Origin of the sequence: Stutzerimonas xanthomarina DSM 18231, from assembly GCF_900129835.1 — a bacterium.
Taxonomy (GTDB): domain Bacteria; phylum Pseudomonadota; class Gammaproteobacteria; order Pseudomonadales; family Pseudomonadaceae; genus Stutzerimonas; species Stutzerimonas xanthomarina.
Genome location: NZ_FQXA01000004.1, coordinates 365,370 through 382,143, shown reverse-complemented (window position 1 = coordinate 382,143; position 16,774 = coordinate 365,370). Strand labels below are relative to the sequence as shown.

The 16,774-nt window shown below is 58.0% G+C and carries 15 protein-coding genes and 2 tRNA genes; 3 read left to right on the top strand and 14 right to left on the bottom strand.

Annotated features, from left to right (window positions below; genetic code table 11):
* Positions 1-28: 28 nt before the first annotated feature.
* Genes BUE09_RS12800 through BUE09_RS12790 form a run of 3 tightly spaced genes read left to right on the top strand, consistent with a single transcriptional unit; the run spans position 29 to position 3,603 of the window.
* Entirely contained in the window at positions 29-2,974 is a 2,946-nt protein-coding gene (locus tag BUE09_RS12800) for a DUF748 domain-containing protein (RefSeq protein ID WP_073301305.1), read from the top strand.
* A complete protein-coding gene (locus BUE09_RS12795) occupies positions 2,971-3,282 on the top strand; it encodes a DUF2845 domain-containing protein (protein ID WP_231975564.1) in 312 nt (103 codons plus the stop codon). The genes BUE09_RS12800 and BUE09_RS12795 overlap by 4 nt, the downstream gene beginning before the upstream one ends.
* 15 nt (positions 3,283-3,297) lie before the next feature.
* Positions 3,298-3,603 (top strand): DUF2845 domain-containing protein, encoded by a 306-nt coding sequence (locus tag BUE09_RS12790; RefSeq protein WP_073301304.1) that lies wholly within the window; start codon positions 3,298-3,300, stop codon positions 3,601-3,603.
* 53 nt (positions 3,604-3,656) lie between these two features.
* Here the strand turns inward: BUE09_RS12790 and BUE09_RS12785 are convergent, their stop codons facing one another.
* From BUE09_RS12785 to folP, 14 genes are all read right to left on the bottom strand, one after another.
* A complete protein-coding gene (locus BUE09_RS12785; RefSeq protein ID WP_073301303.1) occupies positions 3,657-4,052 on the bottom strand; it encodes a BON domain-containing protein in 396 nt (131 codons plus the stop codon).
* Between the two features lie 274 nt (positions 4,053-4,326).
* Positions 4,327-6,432 (bottom strand): polyribonucleotide nucleotidyltransferase, encoded by a 2,106-nt coding sequence (gene pnp / locus BUE09_RS12780; protein ID WP_073301302.1) that lies wholly within the window; start codon positions 6,430-6,432, stop codon positions 4,327-4,329.
* Positions 6,433-6,638: 206 nt separating this feature from the next.
* Positions 6,639-6,908: a 30S ribosomal protein S15 gene (gene rpsO, locus BUE09_RS12775; RefSeq protein ID WP_045429687.1), complete on the bottom strand. Its 270-nt coding sequence runs from the start codon at positions 6,906-6,908 to the stop codon at positions 6,639-6,641.
* Between the two features lie 117 nt (positions 6,909-7,025).
* Positions 7,026-7,943, bottom strand: coding sequence for a tRNA pseudouridine(55) synthase TruB (gene truB, locus BUE09_RS12770; protein ID WP_073301301.1), 918 nt, complete (start codon positions 7,941-7,943; stop codon positions 7,026-7,028).
* Positions 7,944-7,946: 3 nt separating this feature from the next.
* A complete protein-coding gene (rbfA, locus tag BUE09_RS12765) occupies positions 7,947-8,336 on the bottom strand; it encodes a 30S ribosome-binding factor RbfA (RefSeq protein WP_019342081.1) in 390 nt (129 codons plus the stop codon).
* A gap of 118 nt (positions 8,337-8,454) precedes the next feature.
* Entirely contained in the window at positions 8,455-10,956 is a 2,502-nt protein-coding gene (infB, locus tag BUE09_RS12760) for a translation initiation factor IF-2 (RefSeq protein ID WP_073301300.1), read from the bottom strand.
* A 28-nt stretch (positions 10,957-10,984) separates the two neighbouring features.
* Positions 10,985-12,466 carry a transcription termination factor NusA gene (gene nusA, locus BUE09_RS12755; RefSeq protein ID WP_073301299.1) on the bottom strand — a complete coding sequence of 494 codons (1,482 nt, stop codon included), beginning with the start codon at positions 12,464-12,466 and terminating at the stop codon, positions 10,985-10,987.
* 48 nt (positions 12,467-12,514) lie between these two features.
* Complete coding sequence (gene rimP / locus BUE09_RS12750) at positions 12,515-12,973, bottom strand: ribosome maturation factor RimP (RefSeq protein ID WP_073301298.1); 459 nt, start codon at positions 12,971-12,973, stop codon at positions 12,515-12,517.
* Positions 12,974-13,101: 128 nt separating this feature from the next.
* Positions 13,102-13,178 (bottom strand) — tRNA-Met (locus tag BUE09_RS12745).
* Positions 13,179-13,269: 91 nt separating this feature from the next.
* Positions 13,270-13,355 (bottom strand) — tRNA-Leu (locus BUE09_RS12740).
* 7 nt (positions 13,356-13,362) lie between these two features.
* The gene (gene secG / locus BUE09_RS12735) at positions 13,363-13,746 is read right to left on the bottom strand and encodes a preprotein translocase subunit SecG (RefSeq protein WP_073301297.1); all 384 of its coding nucleotides are present in this window, start codon (positions 13,744-13,746) and stop codon (positions 13,363-13,365) included.
* 4 nt (positions 13,747-13,750) lie between these two features.
* Positions 13,751-14,506 (bottom strand): triose-phosphate isomerase, encoded by a 756-nt coding sequence (gene tpiA / locus BUE09_RS12730; protein ID WP_073301296.1) that lies wholly within the window; start codon positions 14,504-14,506, stop codon positions 13,751-13,753.
* Between the two features lie 66 nt (positions 14,507-14,572).
* On the bottom strand, positions 14,573-15,910 hold the full coding sequence (gene glmM, locus BUE09_RS12725; RefSeq protein ID WP_073301295.1) for a phosphoglucosamine mutase: 1,338 nt from the start codon (positions 15,908-15,910) through the stop codon (positions 14,573-14,575).
* A gap of 10 nt (positions 15,911-15,920) precedes the next feature.
* Positions 15,921-16,772, bottom strand: a complete 852-nt coding sequence (gene folP / locus BUE09_RS12720; protein ID WP_073301294.1) for a dihydropteroate synthase — start codon at positions 16,770-16,772, stop codon at positions 15,921-15,923.
* Positions 16,773-16,774 lie beyond the last annotated feature (2 nt).

Genomic DNA, 16,774 nt, shown 5'->3' with positions numbered 1-16,774 from the left:
CAGTTCATCGCCTGGAAGGTAGGTCCGCATGCCCAACGGATTGAAGCGCGTGTTCATCGGTTTGATGACCGCCCTGATCGTTTATTGCCTGTTCGGTTTTCTGATCCTGCCCGGAGTGGCGCAGCGTGTCGTCAACCAGCAGCTGGCAAAATACGCGACGGTACCGGCTCGCCTTGAGCGGATCGAGTTCAATCCGTTCGCCTTGAACTTGAGACTTCACAACCTGCACATGGGCGAGCCGGATGCCGAGCAACTGGCGTTCGAGCGGTTAGTCGTTGACCTCGATTGGGACAGCCTGTGGAGTCGCTCCCTGCACTTTTCGGATATCGAGCTCATAGGGCCGAACGCCGAAGTTCTGTTTGACATTGACGGCAAGCTGAACCTGACCGAGTTGTTCGAGCTGCCCAGCAATGAAGATACGCCCGCAGGGGATAAAGAGCCCCTCGCCCTGCGCATCGATCGCCTGCAATTGGCCGGCGGACGGGTTCATTTCGCTGATCAGCGAACTCAGGAGCCGATCGACGTCTCGCTCGACTCGCTGGATTTTGAACTCCTTAACTTTGCGACTCGCTCGGACGACGCCGCTGATGCCGTCCTAGTTGCCAGAGGCCCGGACGGATCACGCATCAACTGGAAAGGTCAGCTCAACCTCTCCCCCATCACGTCCACCGGCCAGCTTGAAATAAATGGGCTGGCACTGAAAACCTTCTGGCCCTATGTCCGCGACATGGCACCGCTCGCCCTTAACGAAGGGCAGCTGAGTCTGAAGACGGCGTATCAGCTGGACCTCAGCGAAGGCACTTCACTGCAATTGAGCGACGCAAGCGCTACCTTGGCATCGCTAAGCATTGATAGCCTGAAAGGGCAGCCACTGCTTCGTCTGAGGCAAGCAGAGATTGCCCAAACGTCGGTGGATTTGCAGAAGCGACAAGTGACCCTTGGCCAGGTACGCAGCCAGGCTCTGGAAAGCTGGCTGATTCGTGAGCCTGACGGCCAATTCAATTGGCAGCGCTTGCTTGCCAGCAAGCCAGAACCGCAACCGCAGCCAACCGACACAGAGGAGCAACTGGCGCAGGATGAGCCTAAGCCAACGCAGGAAGGTGATACATCTGATCAGCCTTGGCGGATCGTTCTACGTGACGCTGAACTGCGTAACTATCAGCTGCACCTGGCCGATAAGGTTCCTGAGCCAAACGTCGAACTGGAACTCGGGCCCCTCGATCTGGACGTGCGTAACTTCGACAGCCGCGGCACTGCTCCAATGGAGCTCAAGCTGACCACCGAGGTCGGTAAACAAGGCTCGCTACTTGCCGAGGGCCAGCTGACTTTGACCCCCATGCAGGGGAGCTTCGACGTCACGCTGGCAGGCATCGACTTGCGCCTGGCGCAGCCTTACTTGTCGCCGTTCGTTCACCTGGAGTTACGCAGCGGACTGCTGGCGAGCCAGCTTGCGGTCGAACTGACGGGCGTCGAGCCGCTAGCATTTCATATAGGCGGTTCCGCCGAGATTACCCAGCTTCATACGCTCGACACCATCCAGGACCGTGACTTGCTGAAATGGCAGTCGTTGCGGGTTAGCGGTCTAGACTATAGCTATCCGAACGCGCTGCAGATCGAAAAGATCGACCTGAACCAGCCCTATGCCCGCTTCATTATCAACCCGGACCTGACGACCAACATCAATGACCTGCTGGTAGACAAGCCCTCAGCTTCGCCCAACCAAGAGGCTCCGCCCTCCGAAGCACCCGCCTCCCAAGACGAGCCAGACGTGCCCTTTGCGTTGCGGATTGGCGGTATCCAGATAGCCGAAGGCTCAGCCAACTTCTCCGACCTCAGTCTGCGCCCGCCCTTTATTACTGCTATCCAAGATCTCGGCGGTAGCATCGGCACCCTCGACAATCGCCAGCACAACGCTGCCAGCGTCGACATAAAGGGTAAGGTTGACCGCTACGCACCTGTGAGTATCGAAGGCAGCCTGACGCCCTTCGAGCCGCTCCAGAGCCTCGATATCACGACCCGCTTCAAGCAGGTCGAACTGACCACGCTCTCGCCCTATTCCGCCAAGTTCGCGGGCTACCGCATCCGCAAGGGTCGCCTCAACCTGGACCTGCATTACCGCATCCAGCAAGGCCAGCTGAATGCTGAGAACGAAGTGGTGCTGGAGCAATTGCAGCTCGGCGAAAGAGTCGACAGCGAACAGGCCGTCGACCTGCCGATACGCCTTGCAGTGGCGCTGTTGAAGGACAGCAGCGGCACCATCGCACTGAAGATTCCGGTTCAGGGCGATCTCAATAATCCGCAGTTCGACGTGGTGCCCATCATCTGGCAGACGCTGCGCAATCTGGTAGTCCGGGCGGCCAAGGCACCGTTCAAGTTTCTCGGCGGGCTCGTTGGTGGAGACCAGACTGACCTCAGCCAAATCCTTTTTTCGCCAGGTAGCAGCGAACTGGACGGTGCTGCACGCAGCAACCTGGGCACGCTCGCGAGCGCACTCAAGGAGCGTCCGGTACTAAGACTTGAGATCGAAGGTATGAGCGCGCCGGCTGTGGACGGCCCACCGCTGGCCGAGCAATGGCTGGAGCGCGAGTATCAACAGACCTGGTACAAGGTCTTGCAGCGACGTGGCGACACCGTGCCCGCTGATCCAGCAATGCTTGAAATCGGTGAAGACGAAAAAATCGCGATGTTGGAAGGCATCTATCGCAGTCGTCTGCAACAGCAGCCGCCCTCCGAATGGCAAAGTCTCGACGAGGAAGCCCGAGCGCTTCAGCTGCGGCAGGCGATTCTTAGCAGCCGCGAAAGCAGCACCGCGCTTCTTCGACGCCTCAGCCGTGCGCGCGCCGCCAGCATCAAGGATTATCTGGTCGACAACGCTGGGCTGAGTGCAGACAGGGTGTACCTGCTCGACACAGGTATTACCGAGACTGTTCAGGGCGCTGAAGTCCCTACGGTCCTGCATCTGGAGGCGGAATGAAACGGACTGGCAAGCGCCTTTCAGAAATAGGCTGTGTGCTAACGGTCGGCTTGTTGAGCCCCATAGTCGGGGCAGATACCCTCCGCTGTGGAAGCAACCTGATCAGCACAGGCGACCGTGCCTTCGAAGTGGAGCGCAAATGTGGCGAACCGGCACAGCGAGAGTTGGTGGGCTACACCTTGGGACCGAACCATCGCCGCGAAATGATGCGCGAGGAATGGGTATACGGACCCAAAAATGACATATTCAGCATCCTCATCTTCGAGGGAAACCGACTGGTACGGATTGAAACCAGTCGCGCGAACTGACCTCTGGGAATCACCATGCGAAATAGAGCCGTGCTGGCTGCGCTTACCTTCGCCCTCTGCGTACCACACGTGCAGGCGTCCTCAACATTCCGTTGCGCAAGCAAGCTGGTCAGCCTGCACGACTCGACTGCCGAGGTCCAAGCCAAGTGCGGTGAACCAACGAGCCGTGCACTGACCGGGTATAGGGAGCTGGTAGACGAATATGGCTTTGGCCACGAGGTCCAGATTGAAGAATGGACGTATGGCCCCACCAATGGCATGTACCATTTTTTACGCTTCGAGGGTAATCGCCTCCGCAACATAGATAGCGAACGAGGCTGACCGGCAATAAAAAACCCGCTGCAAGCAGCGGGTTCCAGTGTTACCTGAACGGATTAATCTACCGCTTTCAGGCCGTCTGCAGAGACGTCCTTGACGCCTTCGATGGTCTTGGCCTTGTCGATGGCCATCTCGCGTTGCGCCTCAGTGGCTACAGTTCCGGACAGTGAGACGACACCGTTCTTGGTTTCAACTTCAATCTGCATGCCTGGAGTCGAGTCGCCAGCCAGCAGAGCAGATTTGACCTTGGTCGTGATCCAGGTGTCAGACATAGCCTCACCTGCTTCGTCCGCGGTGTGCTCAGCGGCGTCCATGGTATCGCTGGCAGCCAACATCATTGGTTGGGGCTCGTCAAAAGCTGACGTGGTTTCGGCGAATGCAGCGCCTGCCAGCGGCAAGCTCAAGGCAGTTGCAACGGCAGCAGCAGTAATAGAGGTCTGGATCTTGTTCATGAGTGGTACTCCTGTTTCTCATAGTAGCTGCGGCATAGCCCTACCGCAGGTTCAACTAATAGATCGCAAGCTGCATGCCAAGCGACTACTTTATAAATTTCCTTAATATTCAAAGACATAAAAACAGATAGTGCCACTCTGCCACTAGCACTCTGCATGTTTTGCTCAAGCGAAGCGTGCAGACTGCAATACGTCTCACGCATTCATAGACCTGACTGCATTTCGCCCGCGCAAAAAAAAGAGCCCCGAAGGGCTCTTCATGTCGCTGGGATGTTTATGCGCCAGATGCTTCGGCAGCAGCCACATCCTTGATCGACAGCTTGATACGGCCGCGGTTATCGACGTCCAGCACCAGAACCTTCACTTCCTGGCCTTCTTTCAGTACGTCGGTCACTTTCTCCACGCGCTGATCGCTCAGCATCGAGATGTGCACAAGACCGTCCTTGCCCGGAAGGATGTTAACGAATGCACCGAAGTCGACGATACGCTCAACCTTGCCGACGTAAATCTTGCCGATCTCTGCCTCAGCGGTAATGCCCAGAACACGCTGCTTCGCCGCTTCTGCAGCTTCCTTGGTTTCGCCAAAGATCTTGATCGAGCCGTCATCTTCGATATCAATCGAGGCCTTGGTCTCTTCGCAGATGCTGCGGATGGTGGCGCCGCCCTTGCCGATCACGTCACGGATCTTGTCTTGGTCGATCTTCATCGCGATCATCGTCGGCGCGTTGGCCGACAATTCGGTACGCGACTGTGCGATCACTTGGTTCATCTGGCCGAGGATGTTCTGGCGAGCTTCCAGGGCCTGGCCCAGGGCAATCTCCATGATCTCTTCGGTGATGCCCTGGATCTTGATATCCATCTGCAGCGCGGTAACGCCTTTGGCAGTACCAGCAACCTTGAAGTCCATGTCGCCCAGGTGGTCTTCGTCCCCCAGGATGTCGGTCAGTACAGCGAACTTGTCGCCTTCCTTGACCAGACCCATGGCGATACCGGCGACCGGCGCCTTCATCGGTACACCGGCATCCATCAGTGCGAGGGAAGCACCACAAACCGAAGCCATGGAGCTGGAACCGTTGGACTCGGTGATTTCCGAAACCACGCGAATGGTGTACGGGAACTCGTCAGCGCTCGGCAGCATGGCGGAAACGGAACGACGGGCCAGACGGCCGTGACCGATTTCGCGACGGCCAGTTGCGCCCATGCGACCACATTCGCCGACCGAGTACGGAGGGAAGTTGTAGTGCAGCATGAAGGGGTCTTTTTTCTCGCCTTCCAGGGTGTCTAGCAGCTGCGCGTCACGGGCAGTGCCGAGTGTGGCCACGACCAGAGCCTGGGTTTCGCCACGGGTGAACAGCGCCGAGCCGTGGGTCTTGTCCAGCACGCCGACTTCGATGTTCAGACCACGAACAGTGCGAGTGTCGCGACCGTCGATACGCGGCTTGCCATTGACGATGTTCTCGCGAACGGTGCGGTATTCGATTTCGCCGAAGGCTTCTTTGACTTCACCGGCAGAGGGCTGGCCTTCTTCACCGGAGAACTTGGCGACGACCTGGTCTTTCAGCTCACCCAGGCGCGCGTAGCGGTCCTGCTTGATGGTGATGGTGTACGCCTGCGAGATGGCCTCGCCGAATTCGCTACGAATTGCGCTGAGCAGCTGGGTATTTTCAGCCTTAGGCTGCCAGTCCCAGGTCGGCTTGCCCGCTTCGGCTGCCAACTCGGTAACGGCCTGCACCACCGCCTGGAATTCGTCGTGAGCGAAAAGCACCGCGCCCAGCATCTGGTCTTCGGTCAGCTCTTTGGCTTCCGACTCGACCATCAAGACGGCATCTTTGGTACCGGCGACGACCATGTCCAGGCTCGACGCCTTGAGCTGCTCGTAGGTCGGGTTCAACAGATAGCCGGTTTCCGGGTGGAAAGCGACGCGAGCAGCGCCGATCGGGCCGTTGAACGGAATGCCGGAAATCGCCAGCGCAGCCGAAGTACCGATCATCGCCGCGATGTCCGGATCGGTCTTCTTGCTCGTCGATACGACGGTGCAGATCACTTGGACTTCGTTCTGGAAGCCTTCCGGGAACAGCGGACGGATTGGACGATCGATCAGGCGCGAGGTCAGCGTTTCCTTTTCGGAAGGACGTGCTTCACGCTTGAAGAAGCCACCCGGGATTTTGCCGGCTGCGTAGGTCTTTTCCTGATAGTGGACCGAAAGCGGGAAAAAGCCTTTGCTTGGGTCAGCCGTTTTGGCACCGGTGACGGCGACCAGAACGGTCACGTCGTCATCAACGGTGACCAGTACGGCGCCACTGGCTTGACGGGCGATACGGCCCGTTTCGAGAGTTACGGTCGACTGACCGAATTGAAATTTCTTGATTACCGGGTTCACGGTGGTTCCTTCTCTTTGTTGCCTTGGGGGAAACGTCTCTCACGCCTCGCGGGCCATGCCACGCGCGAAGCGCTTTATTCGAATTCTTGGGCAGTGCAGGGTATCGAACCCGAACGCTGTCCAGAGGTGTACCTCTGAAAGGCAAAAGCTGGAAGCAGGGCGAGCCCTACTTCCAGCTTTAGCATTCAGCTTCGCACCAGCATCGCTTAGCGACGCAGACCCAGACGACCGATCAGGGTGCTGTAACGAGTGGTGTCCTTGCCCTTCAGGTAATCCAGCAGCTTGCGGCGCTGGTTAACCATACGGATCAGACCACGACGCGAGTGGTGATCTTTACCGTTGGCCTTGAAGTGACCTTGCAGCTTGTTGATGTTGGTGGTCAGCAGGGCAACCTGCACTTCCGGCGAACCGGTATCACCTTCAGCTTGCTGGTACTCGCTAACGATCTGAGCTTTTTCTTCAACGCTAAGTGCCATGATGGGCTCCTTCTATGAACAGGCCGGGACATGTCCCGTGTTTTAAAAGAGGTGTGACCGTGCCTGCCAACAGCCAACCTCGTAACGCGACACACCCTAGGGCGCATCACGAATCGGTCATTCCGACCGAATCAGTCGACGCGGCGCGATGCGCCCGTCTTCGCTCACTTCACCGATACCAATGAAGCGACCATTATGATCCTGCACTCGCAGCATGCCGAACTTCGGTGCCTCGGGCGCACGCACCGGCTGACCATGCAGCCAATAGAACGAGCTGTGCTCCGAGAGCTGCAAAAGTGGCCAGTGCTCAAGCCCGCTATCGACCGGCTTGAGGAAAGCGTCCACCGCCTCTGCCCCGCCTTCGGCGTGTACCCGTTCCAGCTCTTCAAGACTGACGGTCTGGGTCAAGTCGAAAGGCCCGGCCTGAGTTCGCCTCAGCTCGGCCACATGAGCCCCACAGCCTAAAGCGTGACCTATGTCTTCGACCAAGGTCCGGATATAGGTGCCCTTGGTACAGGCGACAGCCAGACGCGCCCGGTCCGCTTCGAACGACAGCAAATCCAAGCGGGCAATGGTAACAGAACGAGGCTCACGCTCCACTACTTCTCCTGCGCGCGCGAGCTTGTATAACGGCTGGCCGTCACGCTTGAGCGCCGAGTACATCGGCGGCACCTGCTGCAGGTCACCACGAAACTGCGGCAATAGCGACTCTAGCTGCGCCTGGGTTACGGTGACGTCCTTTCGCTCGATCACCTCGCCCTCAGCATCGGCCGTAGTTGTCGTGACGCCAAGCTGGGCAACGGTTTCATAACCCTTGTCAGCATCAAGCAGATACTGCGAAAACTTGGTCGCCTCCCCAAAACACAACGGCAGCACGCCAGTTGCCAGCGGATCGAGGCTACCGGTGTGGCCCGCCTTCTCGGCGTTGAGCAACCAGCGAACTTTCTGCAAGGCGGCGTTGGAAGTGAAACCGCGAGGTTTGTCGAGAAGAATAATGCCGCTGACGGCACGGCGTACGCGTTTTACCTGGGCCAAACCTTACTCTCCAAGATCGTCGCTGTGCTTGCGGTCTTCAGCAACCGCACGCTCGATGAGCGACGTCAGCTCGACCCCGCGACGCACACTGGCGTCATAGTTGAAATGCAGCTGTGGCACGGTACGTAACTTCATCGCTTTGCCCAGCTGCATCCGCAGGAAACCGCTAGCATCGTTGAGAATCCGGAGATTGCCCTTGACCGCATCTTCGTCATCATCCTTGCCCATGACCGTAATGAAGATCTTGGCATGGGACAGATCGCGACTGACCTCGACTGCAGTGATGGTGATCAGACCCAAACGGGGATCTTTCACTTCACGTTGAATGAGCTGCGCCAACTCGCGCTGCATCTGGTCGCCGATACGTTGGGTACGGCTGAATTCTTTGGCCATAAAATCTGCCTTGAGCAGCAAGCTGCTAAACCTGAAAAAACTTTGTGCTGCAAAGGCAAACGGCAAGCTTCCAGGATCTCTCCTGAAAGCTTGCCGCCGGTTTGCCTAACAGCTGCTGTTAGAGCGAACGTGCCACTTCGACTTTCTCGAACACTTCGATCTTGTCGCCAGCTTTGACGTCGTTGTAACTCTTCACCGCGATACCGCACTCCATGCCGGCACGCACTTCCGCAACGTCATCCTTGAAACGACGCAGGGACTCCAGCTCGCCTTCGAAGATGACCACGTCATCGCGCAAAACACGGATCGGACGATTGCGGTGCACCATGCCCTCAAGGACCATGCAACCGGCCACGGCACCGAACTTCGGCGAGCGGAACACATCACGCACTTCCGCAATACCGAGAATGTTTTCCCGGACATCGCTGCCCAACATGCCGGTCAGGGCCTTCTTGACGTCTTCGATGATGTCGTAGATCACGTTGTAGTAACGCAAATCCAGGCCTTCCTGCTCGACGATCTTACGTGCGCCAGCATCGGCACGAACGTTGAAGCCGAACAACACCGCGTTGGATGCCAGTGCGAGGTTGGCATCGCTCTCGGTGATACCACCGACACCGCCGCCGATGACGCGCACTTGCACCTCATCGTTACCCAAACCACTGAGCGAGCCCTGTAGCGCTTCCAGCGAACCGCGGACGTCAGATTTGAGGACGATGTTCAGCGTCTTCTTCTCTTCCTGCCCCATGTTCTCGAATATGTTTTCCAGCTTGCCGGCATGTGCACGGGCCAGCTTCACTTCGCGGAACTTGCCCTGACGGAACAAGGCCACTTCACGCGCCTTCTTCTCGTCAGCCAGCACGCTGAGTTCGTCACCGGCGTCCGGTGTACCGTCGAGGCCAAGAATCTCGACCGGAATCGAAGGTCCAGCTTCCTTGATCGGTTTGCCGTTCTCGTCGAGCATCGCGCGGATACGGCCGTAGTTGGAGCCAACCAGTGCCATGTCACCCTGACGCAACGTGCCATCCTGCACCAGCACGGTAGCGACCGGGCCGCGACCTTTATCCAAACGCGATTCGACTACAACACCACGGCCGGGAGCCGACGGCGTTGCGGTGAGTTCAAGGATCTCGGCCTGAAGCAACACCGCCTCAAGCAAATCGTCGACACCGGTACCCATCTTCGCGGACACCGACACGAACGGCGTATCACCGCCCCATTCTTCCGACGTCACTTCGTGAACAGACAACTCGCTACGAATCCGATCGAGATCGGCGCCAGGCTTGTCGATCTTGTTCACCGCAACCACCAGCGGAACACCCGCAGCCTTAGCATGCTGGATCGCCTCGATGGTCTGCGGCATCACGCCGTCATCGGCTGCTACCACAAGGATCACGATATCGGTCGCCTGCGCACCACGGGCACGCATGGCGGTAAACGCGGCGTGGCCAGGGGTGTCGAGGAAGGTGACCATGCCGCGATCTGTTTCCACATGGTAGGCGCCGATGTGCTGGGTGATACCGCCCGCTTCGCCGGCAGCCACTTTCGCGCGACGGATGTAGTCGAGCAGCGACGTCTTACCGTGGTCGACGTGACCCATTACGGTCACCACCGGCGCACGCGTAATGGCTTCGCCTTCGAACTTCAACAGCTCAGCCAGCTGCTCTTCAAGCGCGTTGTCGCTGACCAGCTTGACCTTGTGGCCCAGCTCTTCGGCGATCAGCTGAGCGGTTTCCTGATCAAGTACCTGGTTGATGGTCACCGGAGTGCCCATCTTGAACATGAACTTGATGACTTCGGCTGCCTTGACCGACATCTGCTGCGCAAGATCACCAACAGTGATGGTTTCACCGATGGCAACTTCACGAACGATCGGGCCGGTTGGGCTCTGGAAGCCATGCGCGTTGCGCTTTTTCAGCTTCGATTTGCCCCGCCCGCCACGACGGAATCCATCGGCGTCGTCTTCGCCGCTGCGTGCAGTGCGAGACAACGGTGCTTTTGCCTTCAAGGACGGGCGATGCTGAGCCTGCTTGCGATCACGACGCTCATCATCATCGCTACGTGCCTTATCCGGACGACGCGGCTCATCTTTCTTGCGTTCATCGACCGGAGGTGCGACGGGTGCGGTGGCCGGAACGGGTTCAGCAGCCACAGCAGCAACCGGTGCAGGTGAAGCGGCCGCAGGCGTTTCGGCCTTTGCTGCTTCGGCCTGACGGCGTGCCTCTTCCTCGGCTCGCTGTCGCGCTTCTTCGGCAGCTTTCTGCCGAGCCGCTTCTTCCGCCGCACGCTGCTCTTCGAGCTCGCGCTGCTTCTCGGCTTCGATTTCGTCAGGGCTACGCTTGACGAAGGTTTTCTTCTTACGCACTTCGACGCTGATGGTCTTGCTGCCGCCGACCTTCAGTTTCGTTGTGGTCTTGCGCTGCAAGGTTATCTTGCGCGGCTCGTCGACCTTGGCACCGTGAGTGCTCTTGAGGTGCGCCAACAGGGCCTGCTTTTCGTTATCGGTCACTACTTGCTCGGCGCTGGTGTGCGACAGTCCTGCCTCACGCATCTGCTGCAGCAGTCGCTCGACCGGTGTGTCGACCACCTGGGCCAGTTCTTTCACCGTGACTTGCGTCATGCATCTCTCTCCTCAGGCCGCTAATTACTTACTCGAACCAATGGGCTCGGGCGGCCATGATCAGCTTGCCGGCACGCTCTTGATCTATGCCGTCTATGTCGAGCAGGTCGTCAATCGACTGCTCGGCCAGGTCTTCGCGGGTAATAACCCCCCGCATTGCCAACTCGACCGCCAGTTCCTTGTTCATGCCTTCCAGCTCGAGCAAATCCTCGGCCGGCTGGGCGTCTGCCAGTTTTTCTTCCGTTGCGATCGCTTTCGTCAGCAGGCGATCCTTGGCGCGGGTTCGCAGCTCATTGACGATATCTTCGTCGAAGCCTTCAATGCCGAGCATTTCCTCCATTGGGACGTAGGCGATCTCTTCGAGTGAGGTGAAACCCTCCTCGACGAGTACCTGTGCCAGCTCTTCATCAACATCCAGCTCTTCGATGAAATTACGCAGGATGTCGCCGGTTTCTTCTTGCTGCTTGTTCTGAATATCCGCTTCAGTCATGACATTCAGCGTCCAGCCACTCAGCTGGCTGGCAAGCCTCACGTTCTGGCCACCACGGCCGATGGCCTGAGCCAGATTGTCTTCGCCGACCGCGATATCCATAGCATGGGCGTCCTCATCGACAATGATGGCGGCCACTTCAGCCGGCGCCATTGCATTGATGACAAACTGCGCAGGGTTCTCATCCCAAAGCACGATATCGACACGCTCGCCGCCAATCTCACCAGATACGGCCTGGACGCGAGAACCACGCATCCCGATGCACGCACCCTGCGGATCGATACGCTTGTCCTTAGAACGAACGGCGATCTTGGCGCGCGAACCTGGATCTCGAGAAGCGCCCATCACCTCGATCAGCCCTTCGGCGATTTCCGGGACCTCGATGCGGAACAGCTCGATCAGCATCTGCGGCGCTGTGCGCGACAGAATCAGCTGTGGACCGCGATTTTCGGTACGGATTTCCTTGAGCAGCGCACGCACTCGCGCGCCGACACGGAAAGTTTCGCGAGCGATGATGTCTTCGCGAGCCAGCAATGCCTCGGCGTTGTTACCCAAGTCAACGATGACGCTGTCCCGGGTAACCTTCTTGACCGTACCGGAGATGATCTCTCCCAGCCGATCGCGATAGGCCTCGACGACTTGCGCGCGCTCGGCCTCGCGGACCTTCTGCACGATGACCTGCTTGGCGGTCTGCGCGGCAATGCGGCCGAACTCGATCGACTCGATCTTTTCTTCAAGGACGTCACCGACCTTGGCGTCAGCGTCACTCGCCTGCTTCATGTCGATCGTTAGCTGGTGTGCCGGATCGTCAAAGTTCTCTTCCTCGACTACCGTCCAGCGACGGAAGGTCTCGTAGCTACCGTTCTGCCGATTGATCTCAACCCGCAGGTCCACCTCGTCTTCGAAGCGTTTCTTGGTAGCAGTGGCCAGAGCCAGCTCCAATGCTTCGAAGATCACACCAGCCGGTACACCTTTTTCGTTGGATACCGACTCCACAACCAGCAGTACTTCTTTACTCATCGTACGCCTCGCCTTTCGCAATCCATTGGGGTCCGCGGGATCCGCGATTCACTCAAAACGGGGAATTATGTTGGTCTTGTCGATCATGTCGATCGGCAACAGATACTCGTGATCATCAACCAGCACCACTACATCCTGCTCCTCGACCCCCCGGAGAAGACCCTGAAAATTGCGCCGACCCTCGAAGGGCGAGCGCAGCTTTATTTTGACTTGTTCACCCACGTGCGCGGCGTACTGTTCAAGCGTGAACAGCGGCCGATCCATACCAGGCGAAGACACTTCAAGCGTGTAATCGGAACTGATCGGATCTTCGACGTCGAGAATACCGCTGAGTTGACGGCTGACTTTTTCACAGTCATCGACAAGAATCCCGTTGGGATGATCGATATAGACCCTCAACAAGGAATGCCGACCCTGTGAAATGAATTCGATACCCCAGCATTGATAGCCGAGCGCCTCGACCACCGGGGCCAACAAGGCCTGCAACTGTTCTAGCTTGCTCGACATCGAAGTCCCTCGTGCATGCCGTAAAAATGAAAAATGGGCGAAACGCCCATCCCTGATGATCGCCTGTAAATGCCGGCGACCTGGCTTGAAGCTAATAAAAAGCCCCTCGACAGGGGCTTTTCATCAACTGGTTGCGGGGGCTGGATTTGAACCAACGACCTTCGGGTTATGAGCCCGACGAGCTACCAGACTGCTCCACCCCGCGTCAAACTGGGCACGAATTATACGACCGCACCAGAAACAGGTCAACCTAAACCCTAAAAACAAGAAAGCCCGCATCTGCGGGCCTGCTTGTTTGGTACCGAGGAGGGGACTCGAACCCCTACAGCCTATGGCCACTACCACCTCAAGGTAGCGTGTCTACCAATTCCACCACCTCGGCAAAAACCTTACTCTTGCTCCTGAAACTGAGGCACTTCATCGGCAGCAGGTGCGGATGGAGCACTTTCCAGAACAGGCACATCATCTACCACGGGCTTGCTGACTGGAACTTCAAGCACCGCGGGATCCGGCAGACCCACCCCAGAAAGCTGGTCGGCCTGACGAGTTGCGAAGAACGCCAACCCGAGACTTGTCGCAAAAAAAACGCCGGCAAGTATAGCAGTAAGTCGACTAAGAAAGGTAGAAGAACCTTGACTTCCAAACACGGTCGCCGATGCACCCGAACCAAAGGAAGCACCCGCATCAGCTCCTTTACCTTGCTGTAGCAACACCAGCGCAACCACACCAATGGCAACCAGCAGATGCACCACAATCACAACAGTCTGCAACATCTGATCAGTTCCCTGCGGCACGACAGATCGTACCGAAATCATTCGCGTTCAGAGAAGCCCCACCGATGAGCCCCCCATCGATATCAGCCATCCCGAGAAGCTCGGCGGCATTATCCGCCTTTACGCTACCGCCGTAGAGAATACGCACGCCATCGGCGATACGCTGATCTTCACGCGCCAGCTGCGCTCGAATAGCCGCATGCACTTCCTGAGCCTGCTGCGGCGTTGCCGTAAGCCCGGTACCTATCGCCCAGACTGGCTCGTACGCCACAACAGCTCGCTCGAAAGCGGCAATTCCGGCGTCAGCGACTATGCGAGCAAGCTGACGCCCAACCACTTCTAACGTTTGTTCAGACTGACGCTGCTCAAGCGTCTCACCCAAACACAACACCGGAGTCATTCCGCACTCCAATGCTGCTGAGAATTTCTTGCTTACCACTTCGTCGCTTTCGCCCAGAATCAGGCGCCGCTCGGAATGACCGACCAACACCCACCCACAGCCCGCATCAGCCAGCTGAGTGGCAGACTCTTCGCCTGTCAAAGCGCCGAAACCGGTTTCCGTCGAGCAGTCCTGAGCACCTACCGCAATTGCCTTGCCTCCCAGACCGCTCACCACCTGCGCCAGATGCAAACAGGAAGGGAAAACGACCACTTCAACCGCCGCAGGAACTTCCTGTTGACGGAGCGCCTCGATCAGCTCTGCGACGCTGGCGCGGGTACCGTTCATCTTCCAGTTACCAGCTACCAGTGGGCGACGCATGCCTTACCTCGTCGGTCAAAGTGGGCGCAAATGGTACTCAACGAAAACGCACCTGGCAAGCAGCAATCACACACAAACTTCGGTAACCGCATTTGCCAGTTCCTCAGCGTAACGCCGAACCTGTGTTTCATCGTCGCCCTCGACCATTACGCGCACCAACGGCTCGGTTCCCGACTTGCGTAACAGCACCCGACCGCGACCCGCCATTCGCTCGGTGACACTGTCACAGACAGCCTGAACCTGGGGGTGAGCTATCGGATCTCGATCACCAGCGAAACGTACATTGATCAGGACCTGTGGACACTTGTTCCAGGCCAGCCGCTCCTGTGCGAGATTCTGCCCGCGACGCCTCAGTGCGAGCACGACTTGTAGCGCCGCGATAATCGCATCTCCAGTCGTGACATGCTGCGCACAGACAATATGCCCCGAATTTTCCCCGCCGAGCACCCAGTCGCGATCGACCATTTCCGCCATCACGTAGCGATCACCCACCTTAGCCCGAACGAAGGGGATATCACGCGCCTTCAGCGCCAGCTCGAGCCCGAGGTTGCTCATCAGAGTGCCAACCACACCTCCCGCCAGCCGATCACGATCCTGCAGGTCGGTGGCGATGATGTAGAGCAGCTCATCACCGTCAACTTGAGCACCCGTGTGGTCGACCATCATCACGCGATCGCCGTCACCATCGAACGCGATGCCGAGGTCCGCGCCATTCTCGACCACCGCCTTTTGCAGCTGACCGACATGGGTCGATCCGACATTGGCATTGATATTCAGGCCGTCAGGCTGAGCGGCGATCACCATCACTTCCGCCCCAAGCTCGCGAAAGACACTGGGCGCCACCTTGTAAGTGGCTCCATGAGCACAATCGAGCACGATCTTCATACCGGAGAAATCGGTACTGGTCGGCACGCTACTTTTGCAGAACTCGATGTAACGGCCGGCCGCATCATTGATTCGCGACGCCTTACCGAGTTGCGCCGATTCCACCACCGTCATCGGCGTATCGAGCAGTTCCTCGATCATCAGCTCGATCTCATCCGGAAGTTTCGTGCCCCGCCCGGAAAAGAATTTTATGCCATTGTCATGATGTGGATTGTGCGAGGCGCTAATCACGATGCCCGCGTCCGCATGAAAGGTACGGGTCAGGTAAGCCACAGCCGGGGTTGGCATGGGGCCGAGCAGCAACACATCGGCGCCTGCGGCCGATAGCCCAGCCTGCAATGCGGATTCAAACATATACCCAGAGATGCGAGTGTCTTTTCCGATCAGAATGCGGCACTTGCCATGTTTGCGGAACGCCATTCCAGCCGCCCACCCAAGCTTGAGCATGAAGTCCGGTGTGATCGGAAACTGACCGACATGACCACGAATGCCGTCGGTTCCAAAATACTTTCTACCCATGAAAAATTCCTTATTCTGCCGCCTGCACCGCGGCAATCATTCGAACCACATCAACCGTTTCAGCGACGTCGTGCACCCGCAGAATGCTCGCACCCTTGGTAATCGCCAACGCCGCAAGCGCGAGACTGCCATATAGACGGTGCGCCACGTCGCGCTGCAAGGTTTGGCCGATCATGCTCTTGCGCGAAACACCAACAAGCAGCGGTCGCCCCAGCACATGGAGCTGTTCCAGCCTGTTGAACAGGTTTAGGTTATGAGAGAGCGTCTTGGCGAAGCCAAACCCCGGATCGAGGACAATCCGCTCACCAGCAATGCCCGCAGCCGCGCATATCTCCATGCGCTCTCGCAGGAAGCTCACGACCTCGCGGGCGACATCCTCGTAGCGAGGATCGTTCTGCATGTCGTCAGGCTCACCCTGCATATGCATCAAGCAGACCGGCAGCCCACTGTCTGCGGCTGCATCCAACGCGCCATCGCGAGACAGCGAACGGACATCGTTGATCAGCCCGGCACCGAGCCGCGCCGACTCGCGAATAACTGCAGGTGTCGACGTGTCTACGGAGATAATCACGTCAAGCTCGCGAGCAATCACCTCAACCACAGGCGCAACGCGCTCAAGCTCTTCTATAGGCGAAACGGTGCGCGCACCAGGGCGAGTCGACTCCCCTCCAACGTCAATCAATGTCGCACCCGCCGCCACCATAGCCGCGGCGTGCCGCAATGCTGCATCGACGCCCGCATGCTGGCCGCCATCGGAGAATGAATCAGGCGTAACGTTGAGAATGCCCATGACATGCGGGCGCGATAAATCAAGAACCCGGCTGCCACAAGGCAGCCGGGTCGAATGCAACGATTCAGTCATCG